At 71.1% G+C, this 18557-nt stretch carries 13 protein-coding genes; 6 read left to right on the top strand and 7 right to left on the bottom strand.

Annotation, left to right across the window (positions count from 1 at the left end; all coding sequences use genetic code 11):
* Window positions 1–16 precede the first annotated feature (16 nt).
* The 4 genes from KIK06_RS11710 to KIK06_RS11695 all read right to left on the bottom strand — a co-directional run bounded on the left by KIK06_RS11710 (window position 17) and on the right by KIK06_RS11695 (window position 4675).
* Window positions 17–568, bottom strand: coding sequence for an Lrp/AsnC family transcriptional regulator (locus KIK06_RS11710; protein ID WP_268643180.1), 552 nt, complete (start codon window positions 566–568; stop codon window positions 17–19).
* A 78-nt stretch (window positions 569–646) separates the two neighbouring features.
* Window positions 647–2074, bottom strand: a complete 1428-nt coding sequence (locus KIK06_RS11705) for an aspartate ammonia-lyase (protein ID WP_268643179.1) — start codon at window positions 2072–2074, stop codon at window positions 647–649.
* On the bottom strand, window positions 2071–3093 hold the full coding sequence (locus KIK06_RS11700; protein ID WP_268643178.1) for an asparaginase: 1023 nt from the start codon (window positions 3091–3093) through the stop codon (window positions 2071–2073). Before KIK06_RS11700 ends, KIK06_RS11705 begins: the two co-directional genes overlap by 4 nt.
* A gap of 112 nt (window positions 3094–3205) precedes the next feature.
* Window positions 3206–4675, bottom strand: a complete 1470-nt coding sequence (locus KIK06_RS11695; protein ID WP_268643177.1) for an alanine/glycine:cation symporter family protein — start codon at window positions 4673–4675, stop codon at window positions 3206–3208.
* An 898-nt stretch (window positions 4676–5573) separates the two neighbouring features.
* Between KIK06_RS11695 and KIK06_RS11690 the strand changes: the two genes are divergently transcribed.
* The 4 genes from KIK06_RS11690 to KIK06_RS11675 all read left to right on the top strand — a co-directional run bounded on the left by KIK06_RS11690 (window position 5574) and on the right by KIK06_RS11675 (window position 12757).
* A complete protein-coding gene (locus KIK06_RS11690) occupies window positions 5574–8198 on the top strand; it encodes a pectate lyase family protein (protein WP_268643176.1) in 2625 nt (874 codons plus the stop codon).
* Between the two features lie 253 nt (window positions 8199–8451).
* Window positions 8452–10443, top strand: a complete 1992-nt coding sequence (locus KIK06_RS11685; protein ID WP_268643175.1) for a hypothetical protein — start codon at window positions 8452–8454, stop codon at window positions 10441–10443.
* A gap of 181 nt (window positions 10444–10624) precedes the next feature.
* Window positions 10625–10996: a hypothetical protein gene (locus tag KIK06_RS11680; protein ID WP_268643174.1), complete on the top strand. Its 372-nt coding sequence runs from the start codon at window positions 10625–10627 to the stop codon at window positions 10994–10996.
* A gap of 96 nt (window positions 10997–11092) precedes the next feature.
* Window positions 11093–12757, top strand: a complete 1665-nt coding sequence (locus KIK06_RS11675; protein ID WP_268643173.1) for a hypothetical protein — start codon at window positions 11093–11095, stop codon at window positions 12755–12757.
* A 31-nt stretch (window positions 12758–12788) separates the two neighbouring features.
* Here the strand turns inward: KIK06_RS11675 and KIK06_RS11670 are convergent, their stop codons facing one another.
* Entirely contained in the window at window positions 12789–14915 is a 2127-nt protein-coding gene (locus KIK06_RS11670) for a SpoIIE family protein phosphatase (protein ID WP_017598381.1), read from the bottom strand.
* Window positions 14916–15111: 196 nt separating this feature from the next.
* Here KIK06_RS11670 and KIK06_RS11665 point away from each other — a divergent pair, with 196 nt between their 5' ends.
* Window positions 15112–15963: a universal stress protein gene (locus KIK06_RS11665; RefSeq protein WP_268643172.1), complete on the top strand. Its 852-nt coding sequence runs from the start codon at window positions 15112–15114 to the stop codon at window positions 15961–15963.
* A 23-nt stretch (window positions 15964–15986) separates the two neighbouring features.
* Here KIK06_RS11665 and KIK06_RS11660 read toward each other — a convergent pair whose 3' ends face one another.
* Window positions 15987–17018 (bottom strand): zinc-binding alcohol dehydrogenase family protein, encoded by a 1032-nt coding sequence (locus KIK06_RS11660; protein WP_268643171.1) that lies wholly within the window; start codon window positions 17016–17018, stop codon window positions 15987–15989.
* Window positions 17019–17121: 103 nt separating this feature from the next.
* Here KIK06_RS11660 and KIK06_RS11655 point away from each other — a divergent pair, with 103 nt between their 5' ends.
* A complete protein-coding gene (locus tag KIK06_RS11655; RefSeq protein ID WP_268643170.1) occupies window positions 17122–17625 on the top strand; it encodes a hypothetical protein in 504 nt (167 codons plus the stop codon).
* Window positions 17626–17639: 14 nt separating this feature from the next.
* On the opposite strand, the gene KIK06_RS11650 is transcribed toward KIK06_RS11655, so the two are convergent.
* Window positions 17640–18443 carry a cyclase family protein gene (locus KIK06_RS11650; protein ID WP_268643169.1) on the bottom strand — a complete coding sequence of 268 codons (804 nt, stop codon included), beginning with the start codon at window positions 18441–18443 and terminating at the stop codon, window positions 17640–17642.
* Between the last annotated feature and the right edge of the window lie 114 nt (window positions 18444–18557).

The raw sequence follows: 18557 nt of genomic DNA, 5'->3' as shown, positions 1-18557 counted from the left end.
CCGGGCCCGTCGGGGACTACCTTGGCGGAGTGTCCTGGCGCGCGCTGGGACGGGCGCGGAGGCGGGGCGCGATCAGAGGTGGTCGGCGCTGACGCGAGTCGGGTGAGCGCAGACCGTGGAACTCCGTCTGCTCGTAGACGATCGAGCTCTGGACCCGGGTCACCTCGGAGCGCTGCGACATCACGTCGAGCACGAGCTGCTGGAGGTGTTCGGCGTCGCTGACCACCACATGGATCAGGAAGTCCTCGGCGCCGCTGACGTGGTAGAGCGAACGGGTCTCCGGTAGGGCGACGGCGAAGTCGACGAACCGGGTGAACACCTCACGGGTGTGCGTCCGGACCTGCACCGCGAGGATCGCGTTCATCGCCAGCCCGATGGCCGTCGACGACACGTGCGCGTGGATCCCGGTGATGACGCCTCTCTCGCGCAGCCGACGGACGCGCAGCAGACAGGTCGACGGGGCGATCCCCAGCTGTTCCGCCAGCTGCTTGTTGGGAATGGTGGCGTCTTTCTGGAGCTGTTCGAGGATGGCCCAGTCGATCGCGTCCAGTTCGATTGCGGCGGCCATAACTCCTTATGATACGAACCACGTAGGGGACGGGACCCGCGTGATGGGGGACAGGGCGCGGGACGCCCGGGGCGGCTCTCACTGGGGAGACGACGCGGTGGACGTCCCGGTCGCGGTGAAGCCGGTCTGGATCTCGCGCAGCCGCGGTTCGGTGAGCAGGCCCTTGGCGAGCACGATCTCGGGCACGCTGGCTCCGGTGGTCAGCGCCTCCGTGGCGATGGCGGTGGCCTGCTCGTAGCCGAGGTGCGGGTTGAGCGCGGTGGCCAGGCCGATGGACTGTTCCACCTGCCGGGCGAGGTGCTCCCGGTTGGCGGTGATCCCCGCGACGCAGCGGTCGGCCAGGGTCCGGCAGGCAGCGCCCATCTGGGCGAGACCGGACAGCAGGCGGTGCGCGATGATCGGCTCGAAGGCGTTGAGCTGCAACTGACCGGCCTCGGCGGCCATGGTGACGGTCAGGTCGCCGCCGATCACTTCGAACGCGACCTGGTTGACCACCTCGGGGACGACCGGATTGACCTTGCCTGGCATGATGCTCGATCCGGCCTGCACCGCGGGCAGGGTGATCTCGCCCAGCCCCGCGCGCGGGCCGGAGGCCAGCAGCCGCAGGTCGTTGCAGGTCTTGGACAGCTTCACCGCGATGCGCTTGAGCACGCCCGACAGCTGCACGAACGCTCCGGCGTCCTGGGTGGCCTCGACCAGGTCGGGAGCCACTGTCAACGGGATCCCCAGCAGCGCGGCCAGGTGCTCGCAGGCGGCTGCGGGGTAGGCGGGGTGGGCGTTGAGCCCGGTGCCGATCGCGGTCCCGCCGAGGTTGATCTCGTGCAGCAGGGAGCACGCCTCGGAGAGCCGCGACCGGTCCTCGACGAGCATCACCGCATAGGCGCCGAACTCCTGGCCCAAGGACATCGGTACGGCGTCCTGGAGCTGGGTCCGGCCGACCTTGAGCACGTCGCCGAACTCGGCGGCCTTCGCGCCGAAGGCCGACCCGAGGTGCTCCATGGCGTCCGACAACCGGCGGGCGGACAGGTGCAGGGCGATCTTGACGGCGGTCGGATAGACGTCGTTGGTGCTCTGACCGGCGTTGACGTCCTCCAGCGGGTGCAGGTGGCGGTAGTCGCCCCTGGCATGGCCGAGGTGCTCCAACGCGCGGTTGGCGATCACCTCGTTGGCGTTCATGTTGGACGAGGTGCCCGCCCCGCCCTGGATCACGTCGACGACGAACTGCTCGTGCAGGCGGCCCTCCAGGATCTCCAGGCACGCCTTCTCGATCGCGGCCGACTTGTCGCCGACGAGCAGTCCCAGGTCGCGATTGGCGCGAGCGGCCGCGAGCTTCACCGCCGCGAGCGAGGTCACCAGCTCCGGGTGGGCTGACAGGGGGATACCGGTGATGGGAAAGTTCTCCACCGCGCGCAGGGTGTGGATGCCGTAATAGGCGTCCGCGGGCACCTCGCGCCATCCGAGCAGGTCGTGCTCCGCACGGTGCCCGTTTCTCGGGGTCGGGGTCATCGGAGGGCTCCGTCCGTCGTCGGTAGGTGTGAGGATCTCGGTCCGTCGGAGAGCAGTCGGCGCATCGTCGCGGTGCGCTCCGCTGGATCGGTGTGGTGCAGCAGGGCGGAGAGCACGGCCATCCGGGTCTGCGGGGCGCGCAGTGTTCCGCTCGGCACCGCTCCGGCCGCGATCAGGTCGACCGCACCGCCGCCGGTGTACATCCCGGTGACCGGGCCGGCGGGCACCCGGCTGGTGAGCGCGACGAGCACCCCGGCGGAGACCGCCTCGGCCACGGCGCCGACGAACGCCGGGGTGGCGTTGCCGGCGCCGGTACCGGCCAGCACGACGCCCTGGGCCCCGGCCGCGACAGCCGCCCGCAGCAGCAGCGGATCGGCGCCGGTGTGGTGCGTGACGATGTCGACCCGAGGCACGGGGACGTCGGGTGACGGCAACGCGAGCGTCGGCCGCCGCGGGGGCCGACGCCGTACGAGCACACGGCCTTGGGAGACGTCGCCGATCCGCGGGCCGGACGGGTCGCCGAACCCGTCGACGGCGAGCGTGTGCTGTTTCGCGGTGCCGCGCGCGGCGTGCACCAAGCCGTCGAACACCACCAGCACACCGAGATCGTGTCCGCAGGCGGCGACGGCCAGGGCGTCGCGGAGGTTGGTCGGCGCGTCACTGTCGTCGTGGTCCGGCGGTCGCTGCGCGCCGGTGAACACCACCGGTCGGCGGTCATGGTGATGCAGGTCGAGCAGGAACGCCGACTCCTCCAACGTGTCGGTGCCGTGGGTCACCACGACGCCGTCGACCCGGTCATCGGCCAGCGCCTCGTGCACGGCGCCCAGCAGGGTCAGCTGCTGGGCCGTGGTGAGCGCTGAGCTGTTCACCGTGAACAGGTCCCGCACCTGGACCCGCAGGCCGTGGGGGACGCTGGTCCCATCGAGGAGCCGGGGCCCGGTCCGCGTGGCGGTGTACCCGCTCCCGGTTCGGCGACTGGCTATCGTCCCGCCAGTGCTGATCAGTACGATCTGGCTCATCGTGTCCTTCTCGCCTCGGAGAGTCCTGGGTCGGGACGCGGACCGGACCCGCTCGTGGCGGGTACGGACCGCGTCCCGGCAGCGGTCGGTGGGGTTCGCCCGGGGGACCGGGTCAACGAACGCCCGGAGCGGACCGCGGATCGTGCTCGTCGGCCGGCTGGGGCTCCCAGCACTCGATGCCCTCGACATCGGGCAGCCGGTCTCGGGTGAAGACGGGGTTCAGTCCCTGCTCACGCTGCTGCTGGTAGTCCAGGAGCAGGCGCAGGGCGAGTGTGCCGAGCGGGGCGATGGCGACCAGGTTGATCACGGCCATGAACCCCATGGTGGTGTCGGCGAAACTCCACACCAGGTCGAGCGAGGCGACGGCGCCCAGGAACACCATGGCGACCACGACCGCGCGGTACACCGGCAGGGCCGTCGGCAGGCTGGTCAGGAACCTGAGGTTGGATTCGCCGTAGTAGTAGTTGCCGACCAGCGACGTGAACGCCAACAGGAAGATGATCACGGTGAGCAGGTGCAGGGACCAGGCGCCGAGGTTCGCCTCCAGCGCCTTCTGGGTGAGCTCGGCGCCGACCTCGTCGCCGTACACGGGCTTGGAGACCAGGATGATGAACGCGGTGACCGAGCAGATGACGAGGGTGTCGAAGTAGACACCGAGTGTCTGGACCAGGCCCTGCTTGACCGGGTGGCTGACCGAGGCCGTCGCCCCCGCGTTGGGGGCGGAGCCCATGCCCGCCTCGTTGGAGAACAGGCCGCGGCGGATGCCCATCATGATCGCCGTGCCGACGCCGGCGGCGCCGAACTCGCGGAGGCCGAACGCCGAGCTCACGATGTCGGTGAGCACGACGGGGATCTGGTCGACGTTCATTCCGACCACGACCAGGCCGATGACGAGGTAGGTCAGTGCCATGAACGGCACCACGGTCTGCGCGACGTGGGCGATGCGGCGCACGCCGCCGAAGATCACGAGCGCGGCGAGGACGGCCAGCGCGACACCCACGGTGGGCGCGATCCACCCCGGGGCCTGCGCGCCGGTCGCGGTCGACACCGAACCGCTCACGGCACTGGCGATGCTGTTGGCCTGCACCGCGTTGAACGCGAATCCGAAGGTGAAGATGATGGCGACGGCGAACAGCACGCCCATCCATCGAGCCTTGAGCCCGAGCGTCATGTAGTAGGCCGGACCACCGCGGAATCCGGTCTCGTCCTTGACTTTGAACAGCTGGGCGAGGGTGGACTCGACGAACGCGGCCGAGCCCATGACGATGCCCATCAGCCACATCCACAGCACCGCCCCGGGGCCGCCGAGGGCGATCGCGACCGCCACTCCGACGATGTTGCCCGTCCCGATCCGGGAGGCCGCCGAGATCGAGAACGCCTGGAACGCCGAGATGGCCCTCCGGCCGTCGGGGGCCGACTCCGGGTGGCTGCGCAGGGTGCGCAGCATCTCGGGCACCAGCCTGAGCTGGACGGCGCGGGAGCGCACCGTGAAGTAGATGCCGACGATGGCCAGCAGGGGAATGACCAGGTAGGCCCACAAGGCGTCGTTCAGGCTACCGATGGCACTGTTCAGCGCATCCATACGTTTGCTCCTTGTCGTGTGCGGGCACGCGGGGGATGCCGGGGTCGTCTCGCAGGCACGACGTAGCTTCACAGCTGGTCGTCAGAGCGTGCTTCCGCTGGCGGGCCATGGTTGACACATCGACGGCACGCTTCAACAGACCCTGCTCACGGTGCGGAGAACACGCGCTGTCGTCGAACGGGGTTCGACGCGAGGCGCTTTCTGCGCAGTGGTGCGCGTCACACGTTCGACGACGTTCTGTGACCCGGGGCACGGAGGGGGCTGGCCGGTGCGGTGCCGGCGGCGCCGCCCGCGCTCCCGCGTTCAGGCCAGCCGGGAGACCTGGCCGATTCCGATCCGATCGCGCGCACGCGGCGGTGTGTCGGCGGTGACATTCCGTCCGACCCGTTCGGTCGGGCGGGACGTCACCGTTTCCGGGCCCGTCGGAAGGTCTGGGCGCTGGACCGGGAAGGACCTCTTCGTCCAGGGCGCGCCACCCATGTGAGAGCGCTTTCCTCGGTCGCCCGTGGCGGCACGACCGTCCCGTTTCGCCGCGGTTTGGAGCATCCGCCGTCCGGGGCGGGGAGGCGTCCGGAGAGTGGGGGAGGGGTGCGTGCGCACTGGTGCGGCCGAAGGTCTTCTCCCCGCCTCGCCATGGCGCTTCCCCGACCGCGACGGGCGCCTGTGGCCGACCGGCGCGTTGTCGACGGGACGGTCCCATCGGCCGCGCGCCTTGAGGCGCCCGATTCCGAAATCGACGTCGCATGCCGATGAAGCCGCAGGACACAGGGATGAGGGGCGGTCGGAGTGTTCGGCCTTCCGGAAATGGCGGCACGAACCCCTCTTGACATGGAAAGCGCTTTCTTTACTCTCGGGTGAGAGCGCGTCAGCGCTCATCCTCTACGAGGAAAGGTAAGCGGTGAGACGATCAATCGTGCGTCGACTCGTGTCGACGCTGGCCACTGCGGCCGTGGTGGCGGCTGGTCTGGCCCTACCGATGTACCAGGCGTCGGCGCAGGCCGATGGCGCTACGGGTTACGCGACTCAGAACGGCGGGACCACCGGCGGCGCGGGCGGACAGACGGTACGGGCCACGACCGGAACCCAGATCCACCAGGCCCTGTGCGACCGGCCCAGCACCAGCACTCCGATCATCATCGAGGTGGAAGGGACCATCAACCACGGCAACACCTCCAAGGTGTCGGGCGATGGTTGCGACACGTCCGACGACGTGATCGAGCTCAAGAAGATCAGCAACGTCACGATCGTCGGCAGCGGTGGCGGAGCCGTGTTCGACCAACTGGGCATCCACATCCGGGAGTCCCGCAACATCATCATCCAGAACGTGACCGTCCGGAACGTCAAGAAGTCCGGTTCGCCCACGTCCAACGGCGGTGACGCCATCGGGATGGAGAAGGACGTCCGCAACGTCTGGGTCGACCACGTCACCCTGGAGGCGTCGGGCGGGGAGTCGGAGGGCTATGACGCCCTCTTCGACCTGAAGAACAACACCCAGTACGTGACCCTCTCCTACAGCGTCCTGCGCGATTCCGGACGCGGCGGCCTGGTCGGGTCCAGCGAGAGCGACCTCTCGAACGGCTACGTCACGTACCACCACAACCGGTACGAGAACATCGACTCGCGCGCCCCCCTGCTGCGCGGCGGCACGGGGCACATGTACAACAACCACTACGTGGGGCTGAACAAGTCCGGCATCAACTCTCGGGCCGGGGCCAGCGCGAAGGTGGAGAACAACCACTTCGAGGACTCCAAGGACGTCCTGGGCACCTTCTACACCAATGAGAGGGGCTTCTGGGAGGTCAGCGGCAACATCTTCGACAACGTGACCTGGTCCGGCCAGGGCGACGAGAACCACCCCGCCGGACCCGACCCGCGGTCCAACACGTCGGTGAGCATTCCGTACTCCTACGAGCTCGACGACGCCGGCTGCGTGCCGGAGGTGCTGGACCAGACCGCGGGCGCGGGCCAGGGCAACCGGGTCTCGGACGGCGACTGCGAAGCGCAGGATCCGAGTGACCCGGATCCGACTGATCCTCCCGACGGGACCAACCTCAGCATCGGGGCCGGCGCCGACGGCTCCAGCAAGGCCGGCGGGACCAGCTACGGGAATGTCGTCGACGGCGACATGAGCACCTACTGGTCGCCGAGCGGTTCGACCGGTCGCATCTCGGTCAAGTGGGGCTCCGACACCACGGTGTCCGCGATCAACATCCGCGAGGCGGCCGGAGCCGAAGGCGACATCGGCTCGTGGCAGGTCGTCGACCACGACACCGGCGCCGTCCTGACCAGCGGTAGCGGAGCGGGTGTGATCGCCTTCGAGGCGACGGCGCTGCGCAAGATCGACTTCGAGATCACCAGCTCGAACGGCACCCCCCGCGTCGCCGAGTTCGAGACCTACGCCGGTTCGCCGCCCGACGGTGGAGGCGACACCCCGCCGCCCTCGGGCGACGAGCTTTTCGCGGCTCCGGACGGGAGCGACAGCGCCCCCGGAACCGAGTCCGACCCGACGACGCTCACCTCGGCGATCGACCGGATCGAGCCCGGCGGGACGATCTACATGCGCGGCGGTACCTACGACTTCTCCGAGACGGTTCACATCGCGCCGGGGAACGATGGTCTGTCGAGCGACCGCAACGAGCTGTTCGCCCACCCCGGTGAGACCCCCGTGCTGAACTTCTCAGCCCAGAGCGAGGACTCCTCCAACAGGGGACTCGCCGTCGGCGGCGACTGGTGGCACATCAACGGCATCATCGTCGAGCACGCCGGCGACAACGGAATCCTGCTGGGCGGCAACGACAACATCATCGAGCGGGTGACCACCCGGTACAACCACGACACCGGGCTGCAGCTGTCGCGGTACACCGCCGGGGCTCCCCGGTCGCAGTGGCCCTCGAACAATCTGATCGTCAGCACGGTCTCGCACGACAACGCCGACTCCGACGGTGAGGACGCCGACGGGTTCGCCCCCAAGCTCACCGTCGGGGACGGGAACGTGTTCCGGTACACCGTGGCGTACAACAACATCGACGACGGCTACGACCTGTTCACCAAGTCGGACACGGGCCCGATCGGCGAGGTGACCATCGAGCACTCGCTGGCGTTCGGCAACGGCTCGCTCTCGGACGGCTCCCAGCACTCGGACGGCGACCGCAACGGGTTCAAGCTCGGCGGTTCGGGCATCGAGGTGGACCACCACATTCACCACAGCATCGCCTTCGAGAACGGCAAGCACGGGTTCACCTACAACTCGAACCCCGGCGGCATGACGGTCTCGAACAACCTGGGCGTCGGCAACGAGGAGCGCAACTTCCAGTTCGACGGTGGCGACTCGGTGTTTCGCGACAACACCTCCTGCGACGGTGGCTCGACCGACCGGACCAGGGGCGACGCCGATGACTCGAACCAGTTCTGGGACGGTTCCAACGGTTCCCGGTGCTCTCAGTACTCCGGGGCCCTGGACTGGCGCTTCGACTCGGACGGCCGCCTCGTGGTGACCATCGGCGGTAGGGAGGTCGACCTGTAACCGATCCGGCCAACAGTGACAGAACCGGCCGGATGCCGGCCGACCCGCCCGCCCTCACCGGGCGGGTCGGCCGCTCCGGCCGTTGACACCGGTTCCGCTCCCCCAGATTCGGCCACGGGTTTCCCTTCCTGGGTGTCGCCACTCCGGAATACTACTATTAGTAATTAGACAAAGACTCTCGGTGTACGGTCGTCGCTGGGTGTTCCTGGCCGCAGGAGACACCCGGAAGTCGCCGCCGTGGATCGGAGTCCGGATGCGTCGTCGTTGTGTCCTCGTGGCCGGGGCGGTCCTCGCCGCGTTGACCACCACCTCAGCCGCCAGCACCCATGACGACGGTCCGGACCGGAGCAGCGTCCACCAACGCGGGACGATCACCAACGGGGGAGAACCCCTCGGCGGCGCCGAGGTGAAGCTCTACCAGGCCGGAGACGGGTGGGAGGCCGGCGCCACCGTGCTGGGGTCCGCGCGCAGCGACTCCGATGGGCGCTTCCGCATCTCCTACCACCGTCCAGGAGACCCGGACGCGGTGCTCTACCTGGTGGCCGAGGGGGCTGCGAGGGGCGACGGGTACGGCTACCGCACGGACGGCCACGAGCCGGTCCGTATGAGCGCGGTGATGCCGTCCTCCGGCCGTTCCCGCGTGGTGGTCAACGAGCGGACGACCGTGGCCACCGCCTTCGCCATGGCGCAGTTCATGGAGGGGCCGCACATCGCCGGCCCCTACCCCGGGCCGCAGAACGCGGCTCTGACCTCGCACAACCTCGCCGACGTCAGGACCGGCGGGATCGCCCGGGTCCTGGCCGCACCGCCCAACGGTGACCGCACCTCCACCCTGCGGAGCTTCAACTCGCTGGCCAACCTGCTGGCCGTCTGCGCCGACCAGCCCTCGTGCCGACAGCTCTTCCGTCTGTCGAGCCCCGACGGACGGCCCCAGGCGCGCGACACCCTCCAGGCCGCGCTGAACATCGCCCGCGCCCCGGGCCATCGCGTCGACGCCCTGTTCGAGGCCTCCCGGACGCAGGACGTGTTCGCTCCCGACCTGGGGTCGGCGCCGGACGCGTGGACACTGGCGCTGAGCTACGTCGGCAACGGGCGCGAGCTCGACGGGCCCGGCAACGTCGCCTTCGACGCCGACGGCAACGCCTGGATCATCAACAACTACGAGTTCGGCGCGGACCCCACCGAGACGGTCTGCGGCGGTGAACAGGTCTCGAAGCTCACCCCGGACGGGCGGGACGCTCCCGGCGCCCCGTTCTCCGGCGGCGGTGTCTACGGTGCGGGCTACGGCGTCACCCTGGACCCGGAGGGCGACGTGTGGGTCGGCAACTTCGGGTTCCAGGGGCGGGGGTGTGACAAGGACCAGGAGCGGCTCTCCCGCAGCGTCTCGCAGTTCGGTCCCGCCGGACGTCCCCTGTCCCCGCCCAACGGTTGGCGCTTCGGCGACATCGACCGCCCCCAGGGCACCGTGTCCGATGAGGACGGCGGCATCTGGGTCGCCAACTGCGGCAACGACACCGTGACCCGGATCCCGGGCGGGGAGCCGCGCGCGGCGGAGAACATCGACCCGGGCTCCGACCTGTTGGCCGAACCGTTCGACATCGCCGTCGACACCCGCGGTCGCGCCTGGGTGACCAGCAACAGGACCTCCAGTGTCCTGGTGCTCGCCCCGGACGGCACCCCGGTCGGTTCGGTCGACGGCGGCGGCATCGACGCCCCCATGGGTATCGCCTCGGACAGCCTCGGCAACGTCTGGGTGGCCAACTCCGACATCATCCAGCCGCCCTGCGGGGACGTCAGCGTCGAGGACTTCCTCGAGTCGATCCTCGACCCCGGGGAGCACCCCTCCGTCACCATGGTGGACGCGAACGGACGTACGCCGAACAGCCCCTTCGAGAACGGGGGTCTGCACATCCCGTGGGGCGTCGCGGTCGACGGCGACGACAACGTCTGGGTCGCCAACTTCGGGGGTCAGCGGGTGGCCCACCTGTGCGGCGCCGACACCTCCGCCTGCCCGCCCGGGCACCGGACCGGCCAACCCATCTCCCCCGCGGAGACCGGCTACACCAGCGACGCGCTCCTGCGGAACACGGGGATCCAGATCGACCCGTCCGGCAACGTCTGGCTGGCCAACAACTGGCAGATGCGGCCCCGTCTGACCAACCCGGGCGGTCACGAGATGGTGGTGTTCGTCGGGCTGGCGGCGCCGGTGAAGGCGCCCCTGACCGGTCCGCCGCAGCGTCCCTGAGCCGCCGAGACGGTCGAAGTCCCGCGCGCCTCCCCCTCACCCAGGACATGAGGGGGAGGCGCTTCGCGTTGCCGTCATCGCGCGCTGAGATCCGGACGTTCGTGAGATGGCGTTCCCGCCCGTGCTGCTAGCCTGGCCCCGCTCATCGACCGGGAATCCCCCGGCACCGGATCGGAAGGGCATGACAGACATGAAGCCGCGCGCACTCGCCGCCTGTGGCGTGACCCTCCTCGTGGCGCTCGCCTCGACCTCCTGCTCGGGTATGAACAGCCGACAGTGCCGCAACGGCGACTGCACCGTGGTGGTCGTCGGCGCACAGTACTCCGGTGACCTTCGTGACACGAAGCGCGTGGACTTCGAGTTCGAGATCGCGGTCGCCGACGACCAGAGCGCCGAGGTCACCGTGGAGCGGGAGGAGGAGCGCACCCGCCGGGACGAGGAGGAGTCGGCCACCCTGCGCCCCGGGGAGTCCGCGGAGCTGATGACCTACTCGGTCGAGTACGTCTCCCACAACGCGGACGGAGCCACGTTCGAGTTCACCCGTACGGACTGACGGCCGCCGCCCTCGCCCACGGTACGGAAGGGTCCGCGCGGTTTGTCCCTCCGCGCCCCTACTCTTCCCGGAGAACCGACGACAGGAAGAGCCCCCGTGCCGTTCCACTACCCCGGACGCCCTGACGACCTCCCCCCTGCCCACCTGCTGTGGGCGCGCGCCGCGGCGATGGCGGCCCTGGCCGAGGTCGGCTGCTGGACCCCCCTGAGCCTCGACGGACGCGTTCTGTTCTACGACGACGGCGGCGGTAACACCTGGCGTCTGACCTGGGTGGAGGGGAACCGCGCCGTCCTGGTCGGCTACGACCACGAGTGCAGTGACACCCTCGAACTCCTGCCGGACTCCCTCGATCTGCTCCGGGGAGCCCCGGCCTGGCTGCCCTGGGAGTGGGTCGGCGGTTTGGAGGCCGCCGAACAGGTCGGGTTCGTCTACTGGTGGGACGGCGTGTGGGCGCGCGCACCCTATCCGGACGACCTGGGCGACGACGGACTGGCGATCCTCCTCGGGGGCTTGGTCGCCACCGACGAGGCCGTGGCCGCTCTGACGAACCATCTGAGAAGGGGACGGTCGTCGGAGGCGACCCACGACGCCGTGCGCGCGGCGGTCCGGCGTGTGCTGCTCGGCGCGGAGTCCGGCGCGATCGACCGCGCTGACGTGACGGCGGTTCGCGAACTCGTCGCACCCGACGAGCACGACGTGGACGCCGCCATGGACATCGCCCGGCGGACCGGACTGGCGCCGGGAACGGAGCGCCCCGCCATGGCCGCCGGGCTCAGCAGGCCCGAACGGCCCGCGCTTCGGGCCATCGGTGACTTCGAGTGGGGGCTGCTCATCGGTGACGCGATGCGCCGCGCGGGGGAGACGGAGCGGCCTACCCCCGCGCCGAGCCCGGAGCTGGACCGGGTCGCGGACTGGATCCGGGGCAACGCGCTCGACCCTGGCGCCGGCACCACGCTCACTTACTCACTACTGGCCAGCTGGCGGATCACCAGGGAGTCCGGTGAGCAGGTCATGGGCTTTGACCTGCTCCCACTCCTGAAGGCCCTGCGCGAGGCGGAGGCCCACCCCGAGCACGGACGGTGGTTCTTCGTCCGGATGGTCGTCACGGCGCAGACCGTGGAGGTGGACCGCGCCTACGACCACTGGCCGCACTGGCACCCGCCACGTGATCCGTCGGGCGGCCGGGTCTGGCCCGACACGGTCGTCGAGGAGGTGCGCGCACGCGCACCCCGATGGCGCCCGGAGTGGGCGCGTCTCGCCACGGAGGAGGCGCGCTGGTCCCCGCCCGCCCTCACGGTGGAGCCGGGCGGGTCGCCCAGCGCCCCCCTCCGGTCCCTGTCCCCGGACGAGCAGAAGGAGGTCCTGGTCGAGATCGGCCGGGAACTCGTCGAGCAGGCTCCCGAGGACTGGCGCGAGCTCCGCCTCTCCTATCGGACCCTGCTGGGATACGAGGGCGTGGAGTACCGCGCGGTCGGCCCGTCCGGCGAGGTCACACCGCTCCCGAGGCCGTACCGGGCGCACCGCGCCCTGTCCCGGTTGCGGGAGGGCGTGTACACCCCGGGTAGGGGCACCTGGTTCGGTGCGGAGTACGTCGTCACGCGCCCGGGCCGTTACCGCGTGCGCTACTCCTACGACGACGAACCCGCCTTCGGCCTCGATCCCGGGGACGCCGGCTACGTCGCCGACGCCCTGTACTTCCCCCGCGACGCCGAACACACGCCGGACTGGCTGCGGCGCCGGATCGGCGGCGGCGCGGGCTGACCGGCGCCGTCCGCGGCGCCGGCGCACGCGCTCACGGGATGGCGCGCAGGAGCAGCAGCGCGGTGTCGTCCCTGCGGTGGGCGACGGCGTTCACGTCGGAGGTCAGTTCGTCGACGGCCTGGTCGACCGGCAGTTGGTGGAGCGTCGCGAGCCGTTCGGCCATCTCCGTCTTGGCCTCGTCCAGATCGCTGCCCGGCGCCTCGATCAACCCGTCGGTGTACAGCGCCAGCGTCGTACCGGTGGGCAGGTCGAACACCGTCTCCGGGTACTCGGCGTCCGGGTCGATCCCCAGCAGCAGCCCGTCCGGCGACTCCAGGACACGGCCCCCTCCGGGGCCGCTCACCAGCGGTTCGGGGTGTCCTGCCCGCGCCATGCACACCTGCCCGGACACCATGTCCAGACGCAGCAGGAGGCAGCTGGCGAACAGCTCCGACTCCATCATGCACAGCAGTCGGTTGGTCTGGGTGAGCACCTCTCCCGGACGCCCGTCCCGGGCGGTCGCGTAGGCCAGGACCGCGGTGCGCAGCTGCCCCATCAGAGCGGCCGCGGTCACGTTGTGTCCCTGCACGTCTCCGATCACCGCGGCGACGCGGCCCGGACTGAGCGGGATCAGGTCGTAGAAGTCGCCGCCGATGTCCATGCCCTCGGTCCCCGGAAGGTAGCGGGCGGCACTCGCCAACCCGTCGACCCGCGGGAGCCAGCGCGGGAGCATCCCGGCCTGGAGGCCCCGCGCCAGGTCGAGCTTGAGGTCGTACAACCGGGCCCGCTCCAGCGCCTGGGCGATGAGGCCCCCGAGGGAGTTGAGCACCGCCCGCTCCTGCACCGTGAAGTTGTGCGGCCGGGTGAAGCCGAGCATGCACGCGCCGACCGGGCGCCCCGACGCCACCAGCGGCAGGAACGCCCATCCCTCCATGTCCTTTTGGACGTGCACGTCAGGTGACGGATAGACCATCTCCAGTTCCTTGAGGGAGCGGAAGAACCCGGGCACACCGGTGGTCGCCGCCCGGGCCGCGGGGGCGCTGGCGTCGGCGGACTCACCGTCGATGCCCGCCACGAACGCGGGGTCGAACCCCCGCTGGCCGATGAGGCGCAGCCGCCGCCGCTCGTGGACGTTGGTGAACAGGGCCAGCGCGCTCGCGCCCACCGCCGGGACGATCTCGTCGGCGACCAGGTCGATCACGTCGTTGACACTCGCGGCCTCGGTCAGCGCGGAGGCCAGGTGGAGGATGTGGTAGAGCACGCTGGCCCGAGTCGGCGCCTGCCGGGCGTGCGGTTCCTCGCCCTCCCACTCGACCTCCGTCGGGGCGATCAGCACGCTGATACCCGTCTCACCCGGGTGGAGCCGGAACGACAGCCAGTGGTCCGGCGGGCACAACGCCACGAACTCCGTCGACCGGTGGCTGAGCACCGCCGCCCGGTACCGGTCCTCGTAGACGGGGTTGTCGAGCCACGGCAGCGCGGTCCAGGGCCGGTGGCCGATGATCTCCTCACGGGGCCTGCCCAGGAGTTTGGCCGCGGCGTCGGTGACCAGGGTGACACGGCCGTTGACGTCCAGGGAGCACATCCCCTCGGGCAGCCGCTCGACCAGTGCGGCGAGCGCCTCGCCGGGGTCCGAGGACTGGGGAGGGGGCCGCAGCATGTAGGGCGAGGGCGTGGGATGGATCGGCTGCCCCATGGACCGGGCGCGTTCCAGGACGTCGACCATCGCCCGCGCGTTCTCGGCCAGGGCCTGGCGTTCGGTGCTCGACAACCCCGGCCGGTCGGACCGTCCGATCGTGAAGAACCCGCCGAGCACCTCCTTGTCCTTCACCAGCGGGTAGGCGATCGTCGCGAAGTCGTAGGGAACGGTGATCGCCGCACGTGGGAAGCGCTGGGCCAGTTCCTCGCCGCTCGGCAGCCACACCAGGTGCCGCTCCCGGGCCGCCTCGGCGACCGGGAGGCCGGTGGTGAGGGCGACCCGGAACCAGGAGCGCACGAGGTCGCGCGCCACCCCCGACAGCACGGACATCACGAGTGTGGAGTCGTCGGGCTCGCACAGGTAGACGGCTCCGGCGTGGGCGCCCACCGCCCGGATCGTCCGGAGCAGTTCCTCACCCAGGTCCCCGAGCCCCGGTGCGCGGTCTGAGGTGTCTTCACGCCGCGCGGTCGTGTCGGACACGGCCCCTCCCCATGTCACGTCGAGTGGCACGGCCCCATGTTCGACGATACGCGCCGGTGGCCGTGTCGTAGGTAAAGGGGAGGCCACGTGTGCCGTTTCTGGGTAGGGTTCGACGTCCGGGGCGCCGTCGTGTCGCGGTGACGGGCGCGCGGTGCCCGGGAGACGATGAGAGCCGAGGACGACGGAGGGGACGCTCGTGGGATCGATCCTGGTAGGGGTGGACGGCTCGGAACCCTGTCTGCGGGCCGTCGAGTGCGCCGCCCGGGAAGCGGTGTACCGGGCGGGCGGACTGACGCTGATGACCGTCTACGAAGTCGGCCTGGCCGATTCGGCGTCGCGCTGGCCCTCGGACCTGTTGGAGCGTGAGGCGGTGGCGGCGGCTGATGTGGCCGGTGCGTACGTGCGCGAGCACTGGCCCGACCTGGACGTCGACGTGCGTGTGGTCACCGGATCGCCCGCGGAGGAGTTGCTCAGGCACGGGCGGGAGTTCGACGTCATCGTCGTCGGAAGCCGCGGCCGGGGCGGTTTCCCCGGCATGCGGATCGGATCGGTGGCCTACCAGGTGGCGGCGCACGCCCCCGGATACGTGCTGGTCGTGGGGGAGGAGGGGAGTGCCCCGGAGGCCAGCGGGATCGTGGTGGGCGTGGACGGATCCCGGCACGCGGACTGCGCCGTGGTGGCGGCGTTGCGTACGGCGTCCTACCACGGTGACCGGGTCTGCGCGGTGTGGGCGTGGTCGCCTCCCGTGTTCTCCTCCTCCGGGCTCGGCCCGTGGGCGCGTGTGGACGAGGAGATGTCCGAGACGCAGGGGGCGGCCCTGGACGCGGTCCTGGCGCGTCACCTGTCCGACTTCCCGGACGTGGAGGTGGTCCGCCGGGTCGTACGGGGGCAGCCCACGAACGCACTGATCGACGCCGCGGCGGGCGCGCGGATGATCGCGGTCGGGGCCCGGGGCACCCGGGGGTTCGCCCGGCTGGCCCTGGGCGGGGTCGCGCACGCGCTGCTGCACCACGCGCCGTGCCCGGTCCTGGTCGCCCATCGGGTCTGAGCCCGGCTTCCCGGGAGCCGTCGTCAACTGTCTCCCACGGTCAGGACGGCGGCGCCGTCGACCCGGTCGGCGGCCAGGTCCGCCAGAGCGTGGTCGGCCCGCTCGAAGGGGTAGGGCGTGGTCTCGACCGTCAGCGGGTGCTCGGCGGCCAGGGCGAGGAACTCGCGTGCGTCGGTACGGGTGTTGGCGGTGACGCTGCGGATCGTGCGCTCCTGGAAGAGGTGCCGCTGGTAGTTCAGGGGTGGGACGTCGGTGAGGTGGATCCCCGCGATCGAGAGTGTCCCGCCTCGGTCCAGCGCCGAGAGGGCGGTGGGGACCAGGTCGCCGACGGGGGCGAACAGGATCGCCGAGTCCAACGGCTCGGGCGGGGTTCCGCGGGCTCCGGTCGCCGAGTGGCAGCCCAGCCGCAGCGCGAGTTCCCGTGCCCGCTCGGAGCGGGTCATGACGTGGACCCGGGCCCCGGCGGCGAGCGCGACCTGTGCCGTGAGGTGGGCCGAGGCCCCGAACCCGTAGATTCCGAGGGTCCCGCCCCCGGGCAGTTCCGCTCTGGCGAGCGCACGGTACCCGATGATGCCCGCGCACAGCAGCGGCGCGGCGGTCCGGTCCGCGAGCCCCTCCGGCAGGGGGTGGACGTAGCGCTCGTCGGCGGTCAGGTACCGGGCGTACCCGCCGTCGGTGTCCCAGCCCGTGTAGGTGGAGTCGGGGCACAGGTTCTCGTCCCCGCGCCGACAGTAGCGGCACTCGCCGCAGGTGGAGGCGAGCCAGGCCACGCCGACGCGGGTGCCCGGGGTCAGGAGCCGCGCCGACTCCCCGACGGCCACGACGTCTCCGACGACCTCGTGGCCCGGTACCGTGCCGGGCGCACGGGGCGGCAGGTCGCCCTCGGCCAGGTGCAGGTCGGTCCGGCAGACGGCGCACACCCGCACCCGCACCACGACCCGACGCCCGGTGGGCGGTCCGACCGTCCGCCGCACCCGGCGGAGCGGGCGAGTGCCGATCGGTCCGGGGGCGCCGACCGCCCAGGCGTCGGTCTCAACGGGGACGAAGCTGTCCATGATGCGAGCCCAACACGGATGACGGGCCAGGTCAACGGGTATGAGTCGAGTGTCGGGTCAGGCCGTTCCCACCCGGTCGCGCCCTGCCCGAGGAGGAGTTCCCGTGCCGCGCTTGCTCAGGGCCGGAGCCGTCGTCGCCGTCGTCGCCGTCGTGGCGCTCCTGGCCTATCTTCTCGCCTCGATGCTGTTCGTCTCCGCGCCCGCGGCGGCCGGTCCAGGGCTGCTGACGGTGCTCACCGTGTGGGACGCCCTCATGCTGGGGGCCGCGGCCGCCGTCGCGGTCTTCGGTTGGCGGTACGCCCGCGAGGTGTTCGCCCAGTCCACCGGGATGGCCGTCGCCGTCCTCGCGAGCCTGGTCGTCCTGCTCGGCTCCCCGTGGCTGTACACCGTGCTGAGCCCGTCGGCCGGTGTGGGGGGCGCCGCCGCGCTGTGGGTCGATATCGTGTTCCACATCCTGCTGGGTGCCGCCGCCCTCGTCGTCGGCGGCGGGCTGGTACGGCTGGCGCGTGACCGCCGGGCCTTCGAGGCGGGCCGGTCGGACGCGCGCCGCGCGCCGCCGCCGCGCGCCAAGCCGGTGACGGGCAAGCACCACAAGCACACCGGCTGACCGCCTGGCCTGACTCACCAGAGCGCGAGGACCCGGCAGGGGCCGCCCGAGGCGTCCTGGCCGGGGAACACGCCGACCACGATCGTCGCCCCGCTCGGCGGCAGCTGGTCCAGACCCCGCAGGCACTCCAGGCCCCAGCGGTCGGCTCGACCGACGACCTCGTGTGCCGGGTACTCCGTCGAGTTCCCCGGGTCGGTGCTCAGGGTGTCCACCCCGACCCCGGCCACGCCGCGCCGCGCCACGAGGAACTCGCACGCCTCCGGACCGAACCCGGGGAAGTGCCAGCTCCCGTCCTCGCCGACGCCCCGGACGGCCTCGTCGCCCCGCGTCCACCGGGCGTCCCAGCCGGAGTTCATCAGCACCGCCGCCCCGGGCGGGATCGGCCCGTGGACCCGTTCGTGGGCCAGCACGTCGTCCACCGTCACCACCGTGTCGGGATCCTCGGCCGCCCGGTCCCGGACGTCGATGACGGCCGCGGGGGCGACCAGCTCGTGCGGCGGGATCTCCGGGACGGTCCTGCCTCCGCCGATCACGTGCCCGGGCGCGTCCAGGTGGGTGCCGGTGTGCTCGGTGAACGTCCACCGCTGCAACCAGAAGCCGAACTCGCCCTCCGCCGGAGGCGGGCCGGTCGGCTCCCGGTGCGGCTTTTCGACGTCGAACGTGGGCATGGTCGGTGAGACCACGTGGCTCAGGTCGGCGACCCGCTGGTGGCCGCTCGGCCAGGGGCGGGGAACCGCCGGGGCCGCCGACGGCGGCACGTCCGCCGCCGTCTCGCCGGTACGGGAGCGAACGGTCTCACCGGTTCCACACAGGCACATGTCTCCCCCTCGTCCGTCCCGGGCCCGGCCGCGCGCCGCGGGCCTGTCCGGATCCACCCTGGCACAGGTCCCCGTGTGGCGGGTGGAACGTCGCTGAGGTGGGGAGTTGGCGCG

This window comes from Nocardiopsis sp. EMB25 (genome assembly GCF_026797795.1).
In the GTDB taxonomy this organism is placed as follows: domain Bacteria; phylum Actinomycetota; class Actinomycetes; order Streptosporangiales; family Streptosporangiaceae; genus Nocardiopsis; species Nocardiopsis lucentensis.
Note: the sequence above shows the minus strand (reverse complement) of the source record. Positions and strands in the feature narration are given on the sequence as shown.